Annotated in this window: 15 protein-coding genes and 1 pseudogene; 10 read left to right on the forward strand and 6 right to left on the reverse strand. The window is 70.4% G+C overall.

All coding sequences use genetic code 11. From position 1 onward, the window contains the following. Positions 1-546, reverse strand: a pseudogene (locus tag FB384_RS26070) (hypothetical protein); the annotation flags it as partial. After that, positions 543-1,544, reverse strand: a complete 1,002-nt coding sequence (locus FB384_RS26075) for an aldo/keto reductase (RefSeq protein ID WP_183787506.1) — start codon at positions 1,542-1,544, stop codon at positions 543-545. The gene FB384_RS26075 and the pseudogene FB384_RS26070, both read right to left, overlap by 4 nt. Before the next feature lie 86 nt (positions 1,545-1,630). On the opposite strand from FB384_RS26075, the gene FB384_RS26080 reads away from it, so the two are divergent. From FB384_RS26080 to FB384_RS26110, 7 genes are all read left to right on the forward strand, one after another. Further along, positions 1,631-2,677, forward strand: coding sequence for an LLM class F420-dependent oxidoreductase (locus tag FB384_RS26080; RefSeq protein ID WP_183787507.1), 1,047 nt, complete (start codon positions 1,631-1,633; stop codon positions 2,675-2,677). Further along, positions 2,677-3,516: an undecaprenyl-diphosphate phosphatase gene (locus FB384_RS26085; RefSeq protein WP_183787508.1), complete on the forward strand. Its 840-nt coding sequence runs from the start codon at positions 2,677-2,679 to the stop codon at positions 3,514-3,516. Before FB384_RS26080 ends, FB384_RS26085 begins: the two co-directional genes overlap by 1 nt. Before the next feature lie 33 nt (positions 3,517-3,549). Continuing rightward, positions 3,550-4,275, forward strand: coding sequence for a histidine phosphatase family protein (locus FB384_RS26090; RefSeq protein ID WP_183787509.1), 726 nt, complete (start codon positions 3,550-3,552; stop codon positions 4,273-4,275). Then, positions 4,272-6,317, forward strand: coding sequence for a M3 family metallopeptidase (locus tag FB384_RS26095; RefSeq protein WP_183787510.1), 2,046 nt, complete (start codon positions 4,272-4,274; stop codon positions 6,315-6,317). Before FB384_RS26090 ends, FB384_RS26095 begins: the two co-directional genes overlap by 4 nt. Before the next feature lie 63 nt (positions 6,318-6,380). Then, entirely contained in the window at positions 6,381-6,755 is a 375-nt protein-coding gene (locus tag FB384_RS26100; protein WP_183787511.1) for a hypothetical protein, read from the forward strand. Next, positions 6,748-8,088, forward strand: a complete 1,341-nt coding sequence (locus FB384_RS26105) for a hypothetical protein (protein ID WP_183787512.1) — start codon at positions 6,748-6,750, stop codon at positions 8,086-8,088. Before FB384_RS26100 ends, FB384_RS26105 begins: the two co-directional genes overlap by 8 nt. Beyond that, positions 8,085-9,140, forward strand: coding sequence for a hypothetical protein (locus tag FB384_RS26110; RefSeq protein WP_183787513.1), 1,056 nt, complete (start codon positions 8,085-8,087; stop codon positions 9,138-9,140). Before FB384_RS26105 ends, FB384_RS26110 begins: the two co-directional genes overlap by 4 nt. 195 nt (positions 9,141-9,335) lie before the next feature. Here FB384_RS26110 and FB384_RS26115 read toward each other — a convergent pair whose 3' ends face one another. The 3 genes from FB384_RS26115 to FB384_RS26125 form a co-directional block, all read right to left on the reverse strand. Further along, complete coding sequence (locus tag FB384_RS26115) at positions 9,336-9,998, reverse strand: hypothetical protein (protein WP_183787514.1); 663 nt, start codon at positions 9,996-9,998, stop codon at positions 9,336-9,338. Between the two features lie 257 nt (positions 9,999-10,255). Then, a complete protein-coding gene (locus tag FB384_RS26120; protein ID WP_183787515.1) occupies positions 10,256-11,245 on the reverse strand; it encodes a malate dehydrogenase in 990 nt (329 codons plus the stop codon). Between the two features lie 42 nt (positions 11,246-11,287). Further along, a complete protein-coding gene (locus tag FB384_RS26125; protein WP_183787516.1) occupies positions 11,288-13,408 on the reverse strand; it encodes an FUSC family protein in 2,121 nt (706 codons plus the stop codon). Positions 13,409-13,649: 241 nt separating this feature from the next. On the opposite strand from FB384_RS26125, the gene FB384_RS26130 reads away from it, so the two are divergent. Beyond that, complete coding sequence (locus tag FB384_RS26130; RefSeq protein WP_221213703.1) at positions 13,650-14,135, forward strand: DUF6069 family protein; 486 nt, start codon at positions 13,650-13,652, stop codon at positions 14,133-14,135. Between the two features lie 48 nt (positions 14,136-14,183). Here the strand turns inward: FB384_RS26130 and FB384_RS26135 are convergent, their stop codons facing one another. Continuing rightward, positions 14,184-15,059, reverse strand: a complete 876-nt coding sequence (locus FB384_RS26135) for a M55 family metallopeptidase (RefSeq protein WP_183787517.1) — start codon at positions 15,057-15,059, stop codon at positions 14,184-14,186. A 49-nt stretch (positions 15,060-15,108) separates the two neighbouring features. Here FB384_RS26135 and FB384_RS26140 point away from each other — a divergent pair, with 49 nt between their 5' ends. Continuing rightward, complete coding sequence (locus FB384_RS26140; RefSeq protein WP_183787518.1) at positions 15,109-15,528, forward strand: hypothetical protein; 420 nt, start codon at positions 15,109-15,111, stop codon at positions 15,526-15,528. Positions 15,529-15,699: 171 nt separating this feature from the next. Next, positions 15,700-16,578, forward strand: an 879-nt coding sequence (locus FB384_RS26145) for an ABC transporter substrate-binding protein (RefSeq protein WP_323985445.1), incomplete at its 3' end; no start/stop codon positions are given.

The raw sequence follows: 16,578 nt of genomic DNA on the forward strand, positions 1-16,578 counted from the left end.
CTGCACCGCCTTGGCGTCGCGCAGGGCCACGAGGGTGCGGTCGCCGTCGGCGGCGACGCCCGCGGGCGCCCCGTCGAGTTCGACGACGTCGGCCTCGCCCGCCCCGACATCGATGCGGGCGAAGGCTCCGGCGTCCGGCATGGCGGCGACGACTGTGCCCTCGATCGTGGTCAGGCTCGTGACCTCACCCGGCAGTGAGACGGTGCGTGCCTCGGCGCCGGGTTTTTCGAGATCGTAGAGCCGCACGGCGTCCTCGTCGGCCATGGCGGCCGCCAGGGTGCCGTGGGCCGTGGCGACGTCGGTGATGTCTCCGTCGGCCGGCACCACCCGGCCCGCCGGCTCCTCGGTCGTCGGGGGCGCGGATGCGGCGCTCGCCCGCTCCGGATCCTCGACGACCTGAAGTTGGTCGCCCCCGGCGCCCGCATCGGAACAGCCGGTCAGTAGCAGGACCGAGGTGAGCGCGAGAGCCGTCCACCGGAACGCTCGCCGGGACACGGACGGTGCGCCGGCGTCCGGCGCGGGGTGAGCTGTGGGCGGCGCGGTCACGGGGAATCCTCGTTCGGGTCGGTGGCGTCGGCCGCACCGGAGCGTGCGGTCGCGCCGTCGTCGGCGGGCAGGCTGACGTCGTCGAGTGCGCCGCGGATGGCCTCCGGCAGGGTCAGTTCCTCGGCGGCGAGTGATCCGGCGAGCTGGGTGGCGTCGCGGGCTCCGACGACGGGAGCGACGACGCCGGGCCGGTCGCGGACCCAGGCCAGCGCGACCGCCAACGGCGAGGTGCCGAGGCCCTCGGCCGCGGTGGCGACGGCTTCGACGATGCGGCTCGCGCGGTCGGTGCGGTGATGGTCGACGTAGCCGCCGTAGGCAGGGTCGGCGCCACGGGAGTCCGCGGGCGTGCCCGACCGGTACTTGCCGGTCAGCACCCCGCGGCCGAGTGGTGCCCACGGCAGCAGGCCGATGCCGTGATGGCCCGCAGCGGGCACGATCTCCCGCTCGGGGGTGCGTTCGAGCAGGGAGTACTCGGTCTGGGTGGCCACGATGCGCGTGGTGCGCAGGCCGCACGCCGCCGTGGCCAGTTGCCAGCCCGCGTAGTTGGACACGCCGATGTAGCGGACCTTTCCGCTGGTGACGGCGTGGTCGAGGGCCGAAAGCGTCTCATCGAGCGGCACGGCCGGATCCCACGCGTGCACCTGCCACAGGTCGATGTGGTCGACGCCGAGGCGCCGCAGCGAACCCTCGAGCGCGGCCAGCAGCGACCCGCGGGAGGCGCCACCGCCGAACGGCCCTGACTCACGGCGGGCCGCGGCCTTCGTGGCGAGCACGATGTCCTCGCGGGGCACGAGGTCGGCCATGAGGGAACCGAGGATCCGTTCGCTCTCGCCGTCGCCGTAGACATCGGCGGTGTCGACGAGCGTGCCTCCCGCGTCGACGAAGGCCACGAGCTGGTTGGCGGCTTCTTCGGCGTCGGTGCCGGTGCCCCACGACAACGTGCCGAGGCCCATGCGGGACACCTGCGCGCCCGAAGCGCCGAGCGGGCGACATTCCATGGCTGCCCAGCGTAGTCATCACCCGTCCGCGAGATTGACCAAGGCACTATCGGCGGCATGTCCGGCCACCGATAGTGTCGCTGCCCGTGCGACTGGGTTTGAATCTCGGCTACTGGGGCGCCGGGAACGATGCGAGTAATTTGACACTGGCCAAACACGCCGACGAGCTCGGTTTCTCCGTCGTGTGGGCGGCGGAGGCGTACGGCTCGGACGCGCCGACCGTGCTGGCGTGGGTCGCAGCACAGACGTCGAATATCGACGTCGGCAGCGCGGTGCTGCAGATCCCGGCGCGCACGCCCGCGACGACGGCGATGACGGCCGCGACGCTCGACTCGCTGTCCGGTGGCCGGTTCCGGCTGGGGCTCGGGGTGTCGGGCCCACAGGTGTCCGAGGGCTGGCACGGAGTGCGGTTCACCTCGCCGCTGGGTCGCACGCGGGAGTACATGGACATCGTCCGGACGGCACTGCGCCGCGAGAAGGTCGCCTACGAGGGCGAGCACTTCCGGCTGCCGCTGCCGGACGGGCCGGGCAAGGCGCTGCGGCTGACCGTGCATCCGGTGCGCGAGCACGTGCCGATGTACCTCGCCGCGATCGGCCCGAAGAACGTCGAGTTGACCGGCGAGCTCGCCGACGGCTGGCTGCCGGTGTTCTTCTCGCCCGAACACGCCGGCGACCAGCTGGCCCAGCTGCGGGCTGGTGCGGAGAAGGCAGGCCGTGACCTCTCGTCGTTCGACATCGCGCCGACGGTGCCGCTCGTGCCGGGCGAGGACTGGCGGGTGTGTGCCGACTCGGTGCGTGCCTACGCCGCGCTGTACCTGGGCGGCATGGGCAGCAAGGACAAGAACTTCTACAACCGGCTCGCGGTGCGGATGGGCTTCGAGGCCGAGGCCGCCGAGGTCCAGGAGAAGTTCCTCGCGAAGGATCACGCGGGCGCGATGGCCGCGGTGCCGGCCGAGTTCCTGGACGCGACGTCGCTGCTGGGCCCGAAGGAGCGGATCGCCGAGCGGCTGGCCGCGTTCGCCGAGGCCGGCGCGACGACGGTGAGCCTGTCGCCGTTCGTGGCTCCCGAGCAGGGCTTCGACGCGCTGCGCACGGCCGTCGAGGCGCTGGAACTGGCGGGGGTGGCCGGCTGATGGGGTGGTTCGAGGCGCTGGTCCTGGGCATCGTCCAGGGGCTGACGGAGTTCCTGCCGATCTCGTCGAGCGCGCACCTGCGGGTGACGGCGGCGTTCGCGGGCTGGGGTGACCCTGGCGCGGCGTTCACGGCCGTGACGCAGATCGGGACAGAGCTGGCCGTGCTGCTGTACTTCGGGAAGAAGATCGGCAGCATCCTGAAGAACTGGTTCTTCTCGATTTACAAGCCCGAGTACCGCCGCCATCCGGACGCGCGGATGGGCTGGCTGATCATCGTCGGTTCGATCCCCATCGGTGTGCTGGGGTTGCTGTTCGAGGAACAGATCAGCCACGTGTTCCGCGACCTGCGGCTCATCGCCACGACGCTGATCGTGTTCGGCATCTTCCTGCTGCTGGCCGACCGGATGGGCAGGCAGGACCGCGATCTGGACCATCTGACCGTCAAGCACGGTCTGACGTACGGGTTCTTCCAGGCGCTCGCGCTCGTGCCCGGCGTGTCCCGGTCCGGCGGCACGATCACCGGTGGCCGGCTGATGGGCTACAACCGTTCGGCCGCCGCGGAGTACTCGTTCCTGCTCGCGGTGCCCGCGGTGCTTGCGTCCGGTCTGTACAAGCTCACCGACATCGGTGAAGGGCAGGGTCCGGCATGGGGGCCGACGATCCTGGCGACGGTCGTGGCGTTCGGCGTCGGATTCGCGGTGATCGCCTGGCTGATGTCCTACATCAAGCGGCACTCGTTCCTGCCGTTCGTGATCTACCGGGTTGCGCTGGGCGTGCTGCTGTACGTGCTGGTGTTCACGGGCGTGCTCGACCCGCACGCCGGACCGGTGGAGAGCTGATCCACGCCCCGGAGTCGGCGTAGGGTGACGGGCGTGGGAACCGTCATTCTGCTGCGGCACGGTCGGTCGTCGGCCAACGGCTCGGGTGTGCTCGCCGGACGCACGCCGAAGGTCGGCCTGGACGAAACGGGGCGCGAGCAGGCGCAACGGCTGGTGGACCGGCTTGCGGACGTGCCGTTGGCCGCGCTCGTGTCGTCACCGCTGCTGCGGTGCAAGCAGACGCTCGAACCGCTCGCGAAGGCGCGCGGGCTCACGCGGGTGGCCGAGTCGCGGTTATCCGAAGTGGACTACGGCGACTGGACCGGCCGGGAACTGAAGAGTCTCACGAAGGAGCCGCTGTGGCGGGTCGTCCAGGCTCATCCGTCCGCGGCGGTGTTTCCCGGCGGGGAGGGCCTGGCCGGCGTGCAGGCTCGCGCCGTGGCGGCTGTGCGGGACCACGACGCACGGCTGACGGCCGAGCACGGTGAGCACGTCGTGTGGGCACTGTGCAGCCACGGCGACGTCATCAAGTCGATCCTCGCCGACGCCCTCGGCCAGCACCTCGACGGTTTCCAGCGCATCGTCGTCGACCCGGGTTCGCTGTCGGTCGTGCGCTACAGCGAGACCAGGCCGTTCGTGTTGCGCATCAACGACAACGCGGGCGATCTCTCCGGGATCGTGCCCCCGAAACCCGCCAAGCGCGGCCGCAGGCGCGGTAAGCGGGCCGACTCCTCCGACGCCGTCATCGGTGGTACCACTGGACGAAAGGACAACGCGTGACCGACAACCCGCTGCTGGCGCCGAGTGATCTGCCGTACGGGCTGCCGCCGTTCGACCGCATCTCCGACGAGCACTTCCTGCCCGCTTTCGAGGCGGCGTTCGCCGAGCACCGGGCGGAGATCGCGGCGATCGCCGACGACCCGGAGTCGCCGACGTTCGAGAACACGATCGTCGCGCTCGAGTGTTCGGGGCAGTTGCTGCACCGCGTGTCCCAGATTCTGTTCAACCTGACCGCGGCGGACTCCACGGACGTGCGCCGGGAGGTACAGACCGAGGTGGCTCCGCGGCTGGCGGCCCACTCGGACGAGATCCATCTCAACGCCGCGCTGTTCGCCCGCGTCGATGCGGTCCACGCCCAGCGCGAGGAGCTCGACCTCACCCCGGAACAGGACTGGCTGCTGCACCGCACCCACATCGCGTTCCGGCGTGCCGGCGCGGATCTTCCCGAGGACAAGCAGACGCGGCTGCGCGAGCTGAACGAGGAGCTGTCCCGGCTGGAGACCCGGTTCCAGGACAACCTGCTGGCCGACACCAACGACCTCGCGGTTCTGGTGTCCACACGCGACGAGCTGGCGGGGCTGTCCGACGGCGCGATCGCGGCGGCGGCAGAGGCGGCCACCGCGCGGGGTGAGGACGGCAAGTACCTGCTCACGCTCGGCCTGCCGTCGGCCCAGCCGGTACTCGCGTCGCTGGAGAACCGCGAACTGCGCAAGCGGGTGTTCCGCGCGTCCGTCTCACGGGCCGGCCGCGGCAACGAACACGACAACAAGGACGTGCTGGCCACGATCGCCCGCCTGCGGGCCGAACGCGCTGCCGTACTGGGCTACCCGCATCACGCGGCGTACGCCATCGAGGACCAGACGGCCGGGTCCGCCGATGCCGCGGTGGCCATGCTGGAGCGGCTGGCGCCCGCCGCCGTCGCCAACGCGAACGCGGAGGCGGCCGAACTGCAGGAGGAACTCACCGCCGACGGCGTCGAGGGCGACCTGCAGCCCTGGGACTGGGCCTACTACGCCGAGCGGGTCCGGAAACGCAAGTACGACATCGACGACGCCGCACTCCGGCCGTACTTCGAACTGGAACGTGTGCTCGTCGACGGCGTGTTCCACGCCGCGGGCAAGCTGTACGGGCTCACGTTCACCGAGCGGCCGGACTTGTCCGGATACCACCCGGATGTGCGCGTGTGGGAGGTGTTCGACGCCGACGGCCGGCCGATCGGGTTGTATCTGGGCGACTACTTCACGCGTGACGCCAAGCGCGGCGGAGCGTGGATGAACAACCTCGTCGAGCAGTCGCGGCTGCTGGGACAGCGTCCGGTAGTGGTGAACAACCTCAACATCACCAAGCCTCCGGAGGGTGAGTCGGCACTGCTGACCTACGACGAGGTGACCACGCTCTTCCACGAGTTCGGCCACGCTCTGCACGGGCTGGTGTCCGATGTGGAGTACCAGTCGCTGGAGGGCACGAACGTGCCGCGCGACTTCGTCGAGTTCCCGTCGCAGGTCAACGAGATGTGGGCGTTGTGGCCGGAGGTGCTGGCGAACTACGCGCGGCACCACCTCACCGGCGAGCCGCTGCCGCAGGAGACGGCGTCCAAGCTGGAGGAGGCGAGCCGCTACGGCGAAGGGTTCCGCACCACGGAGTACCTCGCGGCGTCGCTGCTCGACCTCGCCTGGCACACCCTTTCCCCGGACGCCGACGTGACCGACGTCGACCGGTTCGAGGCCGAAGCGTTGGAGAAGGCGGGCGTCGCGCTGGCGACGATCCCGCCGCGCTACCGCAGCACGTACTTCGCCCACGTGTTCAGCAACTCCTACGCGGCCGGCTACTACTCCTACATCTGGTCCGAGGTGCTCGACGCCGAATCGGTCGAGTGGTTCCGGGCCAGCGGCGGGCTGACGAGGGAGAACGGGGACCGATTCCGTACGGAGCTGCTCGCCAAGGGCGGCAGTGTCGACGTGATGGAGGCATTCCGTGCCTTCCGCGGCCGCGACCCGGAGTTGCGGCCGTTGCTGGAGCGCCGAGGCCTGACCGCAGCGTGACCCGGGCGCGGATGGGCCTGCCCCGAACGCGGGTCCCATCCGCGCTCGCTAGGCTTCGGGTTCGTGCTCCCGATCATTCCCCTGGCCATCGGTGTCGGCGCCGTCGTAGCCGGTGCCGCGCTGCCCGCTCGTCGCCGCAGCGAACACCGGCGTGAACTGGCCGCGGCGACGGCCACCGCGCGCGCCGCCCACAACCGGCTCGGCTTCTGCCTGGAGACCCTCGCGCCCGGTGACAACGCCGCCGCGGCGGACAGTCTCGCGCGGGCGCGGGAGCGGTGGCACACCACGGGCGCACTGCTCGCCGAGGCGACTACGGCCGAGGAGTGCCGGGTCGCCGACGAGGTCGCCGCCGCCGGTATGGACCACATCGTTCGTGCGTGCCGCCTGCTGGGCACGCCACTTCCGTACAGCGGTGCCGTGGACGACACCGGTGCGTAGGGCTGCTGCGACGCTCGCCGTACTGGGGTGTGTCCTCGGACTCGGCGTGTCCGGGACCGGTGTGCCTGGGACAGCTGCGACCGCGGGGAAAGCGCAGGAGCGTCCGGAACCGGACGGAGAGGCGATCTGGCGCGGCCTCCAGCAGGATCCGGTGCACGTGATGCCGGGCGCGCAGGCCCGGTTCGACGACGCGACCATCCGGCAGCAGCGCCGGAGTGCCGACGCCGAGGTCGCAGGAACGGTGTACATCGTGGTCGCCCCGATCGGCCGATCCGGGATCTCCATCAGGAACGCGCTCGACGACCACCTCGGCGAGCAGGACGAGCTGATCACCGTCGGCGGACTGCAGGTGGGTACCGATTGGTTCGAGTTCGCCGGCGGCCGGTACTACGGCGACGGTCCCGAAGGCGACTGGTCGAACGCCGTGAATCGCAGGCACGCCCGCACGGTCATGACGACCTACGACGTCACCGCGCCGTTGGTCGATGTCCTCCGCATGGCGCGCCGCGCCGACCCTGCCGATCCTGCGCCGCCGCCGGCGCGTGAACCGGCCCCGCGCGCCACCGTCGACCGGCTCGCGACCGACCTGGAGCGCGACCGGATCGCCGACGGCATGAGCACCGACGGCATCGGCCACGGCGACATCGAACGGCCGCCGTACGACGCAGAGGAGTTCGGCCGCTTCCGCATCGCCTACCTTCCTCCGGCCAGGCCGGGACAGCCCGTGGACGACCCGCTACCGGCCTTGTCGCGGCGGTTCCCCGAAGACACCGTGGTCGTCGTCCGTGGCCTGTGGGTCGACGCGGCCGGGCCCGGTGACCGCGACGCCGTCGACACGGCGCTGCAGTACGCCAGGGACAACCGGAACGACGACCTGCTGTGGCTGGGCCGGCCCGCGTCGGCGGTCGGTGACTTCTACGAGCGGATCGGTCAGATCCGCCGCGGCACGCTCGATCCCCGAGGAGTGCCGGTGAAACCGCCGAGCGCGGACGAGACCGGTGGCGTGGTGGGCCCGTGGGCGTTCGCAGCGACGGGCGTCGTCATCGCGAGCGTCTCGGCGGGCGCGTGGTGGTGGCGGCGTCGCCGCCGCCAGGAATCCGAGGCGAGGGCCTTCCGGCTCGCGAGTGCGGAATTGACGGCGGAACTGGCGCGTGTCGCCGCGGCCATCACGGTGGCCGACGGTCGCGACGACCCCGGCCCCGGCCGCGCAGCCGCGGCGGAGCGGTATGCCACGGCGGTCGGCCTCGCCGAGCAGGCGACCACCGACGCGGAGCTGGCCGTCGCGCTCGACGTGGCCGGTGAGGCCCGCCGGATGCTGGAGGACGTGCGATGACCGGAGAGGCCCGGAGCCGGGGCCTGCGGTGGCTGATCGGGATCCTGCTGGTCGGCGGCGCGTTGTTCTCGATCGCCGGCGTACTGATCCCGCTGCTCGCAGCGCCCGACGAGCCCTCGTCGACGACGTCGATCCCGGAGGCCGACCGGGCGATCGACGGATTACGGGAACGCAGCGTCTACGTCGAGTCCGGCGACAGGGCCGAGTGGCAGCTCGACGTGTCCGCGGCCCGTGAACTCATCGGCGACCGGCCGATCCTCGTCGCCGGCTTCGCGGGCAAGGACACGTTGCATGCGGAGGCGCCGTACTTCCGCGACGCGATCGCCGAGGTGCAACGGCGCCCCGGTGCTCTCGGCGACCTGGCCGAGTACGACGGGCCGATGGAGGCCACGTGTGAGGCGATCGCCGGGGAGTATCCGGACACGATGGTGGTTGTGCTGCATCCGCGTCCCGGGTTCGAGACCGCGTGCGCCGGCCCCGAGTTCCCGGCGCACGGATCCGAGGACGAGCCCGTGTCGTGGGCCGAAGGTGTGCTCGCCTCCGCTGGAGGCGCCGGCGCCCCCCGTGCGGACCGCACGGACAGACTTCCCCTCATCGACGGGCTGGTACCGGCGTACGAGACGGGTATCGAACGGCTCGACCCGCCGCCGGGGGACCGGGATCTCGCGGGGCCGTTCCGGACTCTGCGGATCAGTGCCTACGTGGTCGGCGGTGTCGTCGCGGCCGCGGCGCTGTTCCTGCTCCTGCGGTACGGGATCACCGCGAGCGGAACATCGGTGCGGGAGCGCCGCCGCGACCGTAGGTCCGCGCGTGCCTCGGCCCGTGCCGACGTCCACGCGCTGGCGGATCGTGTCCTCGCACTCGAACGCGAGCACGCCGAGCGGCTCCTGTCGGAGGAGGCGGCACCCGATGCGGCCTACGTGCTCCGGCTCGCCGAGGGATACCTCGACCTGGCCAGGCGGATCGAGACCGCCGAGACCACGGGGCAGTACGCGGAGATCTCGCGGCAGGCGCGGCGGCTGCTCGAACCGGACGTCACACCGGCGGGTTGAGCAGCCGCGACCTTGCGGCGGATACGCCGTGGTCCCGGCGCCGAACCGACGCCGGGACCACGGAAGCCGTTCCGGCGCCGTCCCCTCAGCCCTGTCGCCGCATGCCGCGGCGTGCGGCGACAGGGCGCGGAGGAGCAGCGGCGCCGACGGGTGCCTCCCGAAACACGGCGGTCCGGGACGGGGGAGAGGTCCGGATCACTTGGTCCAGACGACCGGGTTCTCCTCGTAGTCGGGGGACTCGGTGAAGTGCACCTCGGTCACATCGCCCCGCGCCGAGCCCTGGATGGTGCAGCTCTCGTACGAAGCGCCCTGTTCGTCGAACTCGGACGGTGCCGATTCGCTCTCACACTGGTCCACACCACCCATCACGGTGAGGACTGCTCCCGTGGAGTCGCCGCCGGCGAGCCGCCCGTCGAGGTCGACCCGGGAGTACTTCAGCTCGTCGCCACCGACGTTCTCGACCGTGAACTCGATGTAGTACGGCGTGATGCGCTCGTCGGCCGACGAGCCGTCGCTCTTCTTGGGAAGGTCGTCGTGCGAACCCTTCTTGATGTCGGTCACGGTGATGGCGACCGTGCCCTTCTTGTCGCCGGTGTACTCGAACGGAACGACGGCGCGCTCACCCACCTCGAGTGTCGTTCCGGGCGCGGTGACCTCGTCGTCGACCGGGAGCGCGCTGACGTCGCCACCGTCGGCCGGCTCGGAGGACTCGGCCGGTGCGGAACTGCTGGCCGGAGCGGAGTTCTGTTCCTGGTTCTGCTGCTGGCCTGCGTCGGCGTCCCCCTCGCCACCGCAGGCCGAAAGGGCCAGACCCATCGTGGTCAGTGCTGCCGCGGCGGCAATACGTCCCTTGCGCACGGTATACCTCACTCTGCGTTGTCGGCGCTGTCGACGTGACAGCATGTGGAGTATTGACGTATCGGGCAGAGCTGGCGTTCCGTGCATTTCGAAACGTGACCGCCGGCACGTTGAGTAGTCACCGGGTTCGACACGAGTCGGTCATCGACCCGCACGACCGACCGGCCACGACCGGGGTACGTGAAAAGGCCCGCGCAGCAAAAGGGGCCGCCGGAACGACGAGCGGTTCCGGCGGCCCCTGTGTGCGGGAGACGTGATCAGATCAGGCCGAGCTGCTTCACGGTGTCGCGCTCGTCCGTGAGCTCCTGGACCGAGGCGTCGATCTTGCCGCGGGAGAACTCGTCGATCTCCAGGCCCTGGACGATCTCGTACTTGCCGTTCTTCGTGGTGACCGGGAAGGAGGAGATGATGCCCTCCGGCACGCCGTAGGAGCCGTCCGACGGAATCCCCATCGAGACCCAGTCGCCCTCGGCGGTCCCGTTGACCCAGTCGTAGACGTGGTCAATGGCGGCGTTGGCCGCCGACGCAGCGGACGAGGCACCACGGGCCTCGATGATCTCCGCGCCGCGCTTGGCCACGCGCGGGATGAACTCGTCCTCGAGCCACTTCTGGTCGCCGACGGCCTCGGCGGCGTTCTTGCCGTCGACCTCGGCGTGGAAGATGTCCGGGTACTGCGTGGCAGAGTGGTTGCCCCAGATCGTGAGCTTCTTGATGTCGGCGACGCCGACACCGAGCTTCGTGGCCAGCTGAGCCGCGGCGCGGTTGTGGTCCAGCCGCGTCATGGCGGTGAAGCGCTCCTTGGGCACGTCGGGGGCGTGCGCCTGGGCGATCAGCGCGTTCGTGTTGGCCGGGTTGCCCACGACGAGGACCTTCACGTCGTCGGCCGCGCCGGCGTTGATGGCCTCACCCTGCGGCTTGAAGATGCCGCCGTTGGCCTCCAGCAGGTCGCCGCGCTCCATGCCCTTGGCGCGGGGACGGGCGCCGACGAGCAGGCCGACATTGGCGCCTTCGAAGGCCTTCTTGGCGTCGTCGAAGATGTCGACACCGGCCAGCAGCGGGAATGCACAGTCCTCGAGCTCCAGCGCGGTGCCCTCGGCCGCCTTCACCGCCTGCGGAATCTCCAGCAACCGCAGCTTGACCGGCGTGTCCTGGCCGAGCAGCTGACCGGACGCGATGCGGAACAGCAGCGCGTAACCGATCTGGCCGGCCGCGCCGGTGACGGTGACGTTGACAGGGGCCTGGGTCATAACGTTCTCCTGCTGATGGGTTCAGTGCTTGTACTCGGGATGCTATCCGGCGGTGCCGGATCCGGGCGGGTGCGTCGCCTCACCTGTACCGATTGAGCCGGGCCGAGGTGTGACGCCGAACGCTTTGCCTAGCGCGCCGACGGCCTCGTCGAGCTTCGCGAAACTCGCCAGCACGACCCGCGGTGCCGGTTCGTCGTCGGGACGGATCCCGTCGTCGCCGGGGGGCGGTTCGATGTGGCCCTGGATGCCGGGGGAGGAGCGGATGGTGTCCAGCAGCACGTCGATGTTGTGGGTGATCCTCGTGGTGACGGTGTCGAGCCGGTCATCGAGCGCCAGCAGCCCCGGCCGGGCCCGCGCGGCGATGTGCCGTGCCCGGAACGCGACGGCGTCGAGGGTGTCGAGCACGTACCAGCCGTAGTCGCGCCGCGCCGCGCGCAGACTGATCGGGTGGGTCAGCGGCTCGACGACGGCGCGGACCTGTTCGACGTCGCGGTCCAGCGTGCGCGACAGCTCGATGACATTCACGTTGTCCACCCCGGACAGCAGCGCTCTGGCCTGCGTCACGTACTCCCGCAGGTCTTCGAGCGCGGTCGCGACGTCGTCGAGCATCACCGCACGGGTACGGACCGGCACGATCACGACGGCGGCCAGTACCCCGGAGGCCGCGCCGACGGCCGTCTCGGCGAGTCGCACGCCGAGCACGTCGATGCTGAACGTGCCGAGCAGGCTGTAGAGCAACCCGAGCATCGTCGTGATGAAGAACGTCATCGCGACCTGCGAGGCGCGCGCGAAGAACACCATGCCGAACACGCACACGAGGATCAGCACGATCGTGGCGGGCACGTTCTCGGCCACGACGAGGGCGCACAGGGCGCCCGCGAAGATCCCGACGATCGTGCCCACGATCCGGCGAGCGCTCTTGATCAGGGTCGCGCCCGCACTCGAGGTGCCGAGGAAGACGACGAACACGGTCAGCACCGCCCAGTACCACCGCTGGTGTGACACGAGTTCGCCGCCGACGACCGCGAGGCCGCCGCCCAGCACGGCCTGGATCGCACTGCGCGTCTTGTTGTCGTAGGCGAACACCCGAGTGCGTTCGGCCTCCTCACCCTCGGGTGGTTCCGCCTCGGCCGAGAAGTCGTTCTCGGCGATCCGCTGCGCGTTGAGGTCGGCGAGCGCGAGTTCGGCGATCGCCCGGCGCACGTCGTCGCCGGGTTCGGTGCGATCACCCAGCCTGCTGCCACTGACGAGCAGTTCGCTGAACTCCCGGGTGTCGGCGATGACCGGGAGTTCCCGCGGATCGCGCTCGATGAGGGAGCGGAAGCGCTGCAGCCGCGTCACGAGGTCGTCGCGCACCGCCTCGTCGAGGTTCTCGGCGCACACCCTGCGCGTGGTGATCGCGAGCCACTGCGCGGCCAGTTCGACCTCCAGTGCCCGTCTCCGCAGCAGTGCGGCGGCTTTCGGGTCGTCGAAGACGTCGGCGATGGTGTCCTCGATCAGCAGGACCGCCTCGTGCAACCGGTCGCCCGCGCGGCGGAGTTGTTTGCCGGTGCGCTGTGTGCCGCCGGCTGCGAGGTGGTTCGCGGCGGCTGTCACGCTGGCACTGAGCCTGGTGCGGAACGAACGGCGTATCGCGAGCAGCTCGCGGCCCGCCCTGCGCGGCAGCAGCACGAAGCGCACGATCGCGTTCGCGCCCAGCCCCGTGGCGAGCGCCAGCAGCAGTACAGGCACCTGGTGGACCTGCGTCTGCAGGAACATCGCGAAGAAGAACAGGAAGAACGGTGCCGAACCGAGTGCGATGCCGCGCACACCGAACCGCTGTGCGTAGACCGCCACGAAGATCAGCAGCACGAACACGATGCCGTCGAGGGGCGGCACGGCCTGGCCGAGACTCGCGGCCGTCAGCGCGGCGGCGCCGACCACGAACACGAGGCCGAGCGACACCGCCTGCCCCGCAGGCTCCGGATCGCTGATCGTGAACGCCGCCATCAGCGCACTCACGGAACCGACCAGTACCACCGGCAGCGGCAGGCCGATCGGAACGAGGACCGACACCGCGATCCCGATGCCGAGTATCGCCGACAGGGCGCGGCGGCTACGGCTCCATCCGGGATCCGACGCGCGCAGCCGGTCGACCGCGGTCTCCATGACGGTGCCGATCATCCGCACGGTCCCGGTGACGCTGGACGGAGGACACCGCCTCCGCACCCGTCGGCGCTCAGCGTGCAGCGAGGCGTACAGCGGGAACCGGTATGAGCCACGCACCACACCGTAGACCGCCGGGGAAGCGCGTCCGGACGACACCGCCGCAGACCGCGAGCCACATCCCCTGATGGAGTACCGCCCCCGATCGAGTACCGCGTCGAGTCGCGGACACGCTGCACCGCGTTTACCGTCAGGCATGGTGAGCAGCTATTACGGATCCGACGGGTACGAGTCCCACGGCGACTACCGCCACGCGGACTCGGCGAAGCCGCGTGTCAACGCAGGCACGCTGTGGGCGGGCGGCGCCGCGACCGCGCTCGTCGCCGCGCTGGTCGGGGTGGTCGCCACCCTGGTCGTCACCGGCGTGTTCGACATCCCCGTGATCGCCCCGGCGAACGCCGAAGGGGCCGTCGACTACATCGGCGCCGTCTGGCTGGCCGGTTTCGGCGTCGTCGGTTCGCTGTTGGCCACCGCGCTGGCACACCTGCTGTTGCTGGTCGCGCCCCGGCCGATGGCGTTCCTCGGCTGGATCGTCGGCCTGGTGACGGTCGTGTTCGCGGTGTGGCCGTTCACGATCGCGGTCGAGATCGAAGTACAGGTCGCCAGCGCCCTGGTGTATGTCGTCATGGGCATCGCGATCGGCTCGCTGGTCACCGGCATGGCGACCAAGGCCCTCGACGACTGAGGGTGCGCCCCGCACGATCCGGCTCGCGGGGTGCGGGGTGGGGCCGGCTCAGCCGTACTTGCCCTGCACCGCGCTGTCGGCGATCGCGGTGACGACCTTGAACGCCTTCATCGCCTCGGTCATCGTCGCGGCCTCGAACGCGATCCGCCGCAGGCCGGTTTCGGCCACCGTCGGCACGACCGCGGCGGCCTGCGCGAGATGGCTTGCATCGAACTCGATCTCGATCCGGTGCGGGGCGACGACCGGCGCCACCCGGCTCGCGCGGGTCATCGACCGCTCGGCCGCCTCGGCGATCCGACTCGCCGTGACCGACGGCGGGTCGCACACCGCCGCGTACCGGCTCACGCACTCCTTGACGACGACGTGTTCGGCATCCGGCGCGTACTCGGCCGCGTCGGCGCACGCCCGGTCGTCGCCGGTGACGACGAGGACCGGCACTCCGTACTCGGCGGCCAGCGCGGTGTTGAGCCTGCCTTCGCTGGCGGGTGCGTCGTCGAGCCACACGCCGGTGATGTGCGCGGGCAGGTAGGTGTGGGACAGCACGCCCTCGCACCCGGAGCCCGCGTGATACCCGAGCAGCACCGCACCGTCCACACCGGAATCGACACCTTCCATCATGGACAGCGGCTTGTGCCTGCCGGTCAGCAGCCGCGCCCGGGTGTCGAGCTCCTCCAGGAGCAGGTTTCGCTGCGACAGGTGCGCCTCGTTGACGAGGGCGCCGTCTGCTCCACCCGCGCACAGGCCCGCGACGGCCGCGTTCACGTCACCGGTGAACAGCTTGCGGAACCGCTGCCACTGCTCGGTCCCCGGCACGACGTCGTCGGTCCAGGTGACGCCGGTGACGCCTTCCATGTCGGCGGAGATCAGGATTCTCGGCCCCGAGGTGGGGCGACCGGGCTCGCTGCCGGGTGCAGGCTGTGTCATGGGCACAGGCTACGACGCCTAGGCGCGCTAAAGGATCATGCCGCCGACGGTGTCGGATTCGACCGGAATCGTCGTATCCTGGGGTATGGCCACCGGCGTCCTCGTGCACGCTGCGATCTTCGTGGCACCGACGATCGTGGTGCTGCTCATCGTGTTGCTGCCGGGCGCCGCGCGCCGTGCCGCCCTCCGGCACCAGGCCGGTGGAGGGCCGATCCCGCGACACCGCGCCGTCGAAGTCGTGGCCGCCGACCTGCGCCGCGCTCACCACGCCCTGGTGACCCTCGATGCCGATGCGTCCCGTTTCCACCGGGACGAAGCCTGCGCCCACTACGACGCGGTGCTGGCCGAAGCCTGCGCGATCGCCGACATCCCGACCGACCGGCTCGACGATGCGACCGGCATCGACCGCGACATCGCGCGGCTCGAACTGGAGGAAGCGCTCATCCAGCGTGGCCTCGCTCCGCACTGACGGACGGCCCACCAGCGCACCGCCTCGGCACGGGACCGGCTTCCGCGCGGCTTTCCTACTTCCGTCTGTTTCCGGTGGGCAACCCGTGTGCAAAACGTTGACAGCACGTTCGCGGGGGTGGTTACTTTTTGCGCTTCGGGTCATCCGCTCAGTCGACAACGAGGTGCAACCGTGCGATTCGCTCGATCCCGGCGCGGCAGAGCCGTATCCGCCGCCCTGTTGACGCCCCTGCTCGTAGCGGGGCCGTTCACTCCCGCAGCCGGCGCACAGGAGACCGGCGACGGCGAGAAGTCGGTGCTCCGTGTCGCACTGGTGCAGGAGATCGACCACCTGAATCCGTTCACCGCCAGCTTCGCCTCCAGCACGATGATCGGCCGGATGACCTGGGAGTTCATGACGCCACCGTCGGCCGAGGACGCCACACCGTCCCCGGGCGTGGCCTCGGAGTGGGAGTCGTCGGAGGACGGCCTGACGTGGACCTACACGATCAACCCGGACGTGAAGTGGTCCGACGGTGAGGACGTCACGTCCGAGGACGTGAAGTTCACCTTCGAGAAGATCATGAACGACCCGGTGGCCGCCGAGGCCAACGGCAGCTACGTCGAGAACTTCGAGAAGGTCACCACGCCGGACGAGGACACCGTCCAGGTCCGGACCTCCGAGCCGCAGGCCAGCATGACCGCCCTCGACATCCCGATCGTGCCCGAGCACATCTGGTCGGACGTGGCGGACTTCTCCGCCCCGAAGACCGACACGCTCGAGTACGTCGGCGTGGGCAGCGGCCCGTTCGTGATCAGCGACTACCAGCCGAACCGGTTCGTCAAGCTCGAGGCCAACGACCGTTTCTGGCGCAGTGATGTCGCGGTCGACGAACTGCAGTTCATCCAGTACGAGAACGCCGACGCCGCGGTGTCGGCGCTGCAGAGCGGCGAGGTCGACTTCGTCAACCGCCTCACACCGGCACAGTTCGAGACGCTCGAAGGCAGCGACGGCGTCGCCACCAACTCCGCCAACGGACGCCGGTTCAGCGAGCTCATGATCAACCCGGGT

This window comes from Prauserella sediminis, from assembly GCF_014195435.1.
In the GTDB taxonomy this organism is placed as follows: Bacteria; Actinomycetota; Actinomycetes; order Mycobacteriales; family Pseudonocardiaceae; genus Prauserella; species Prauserella salsuginis.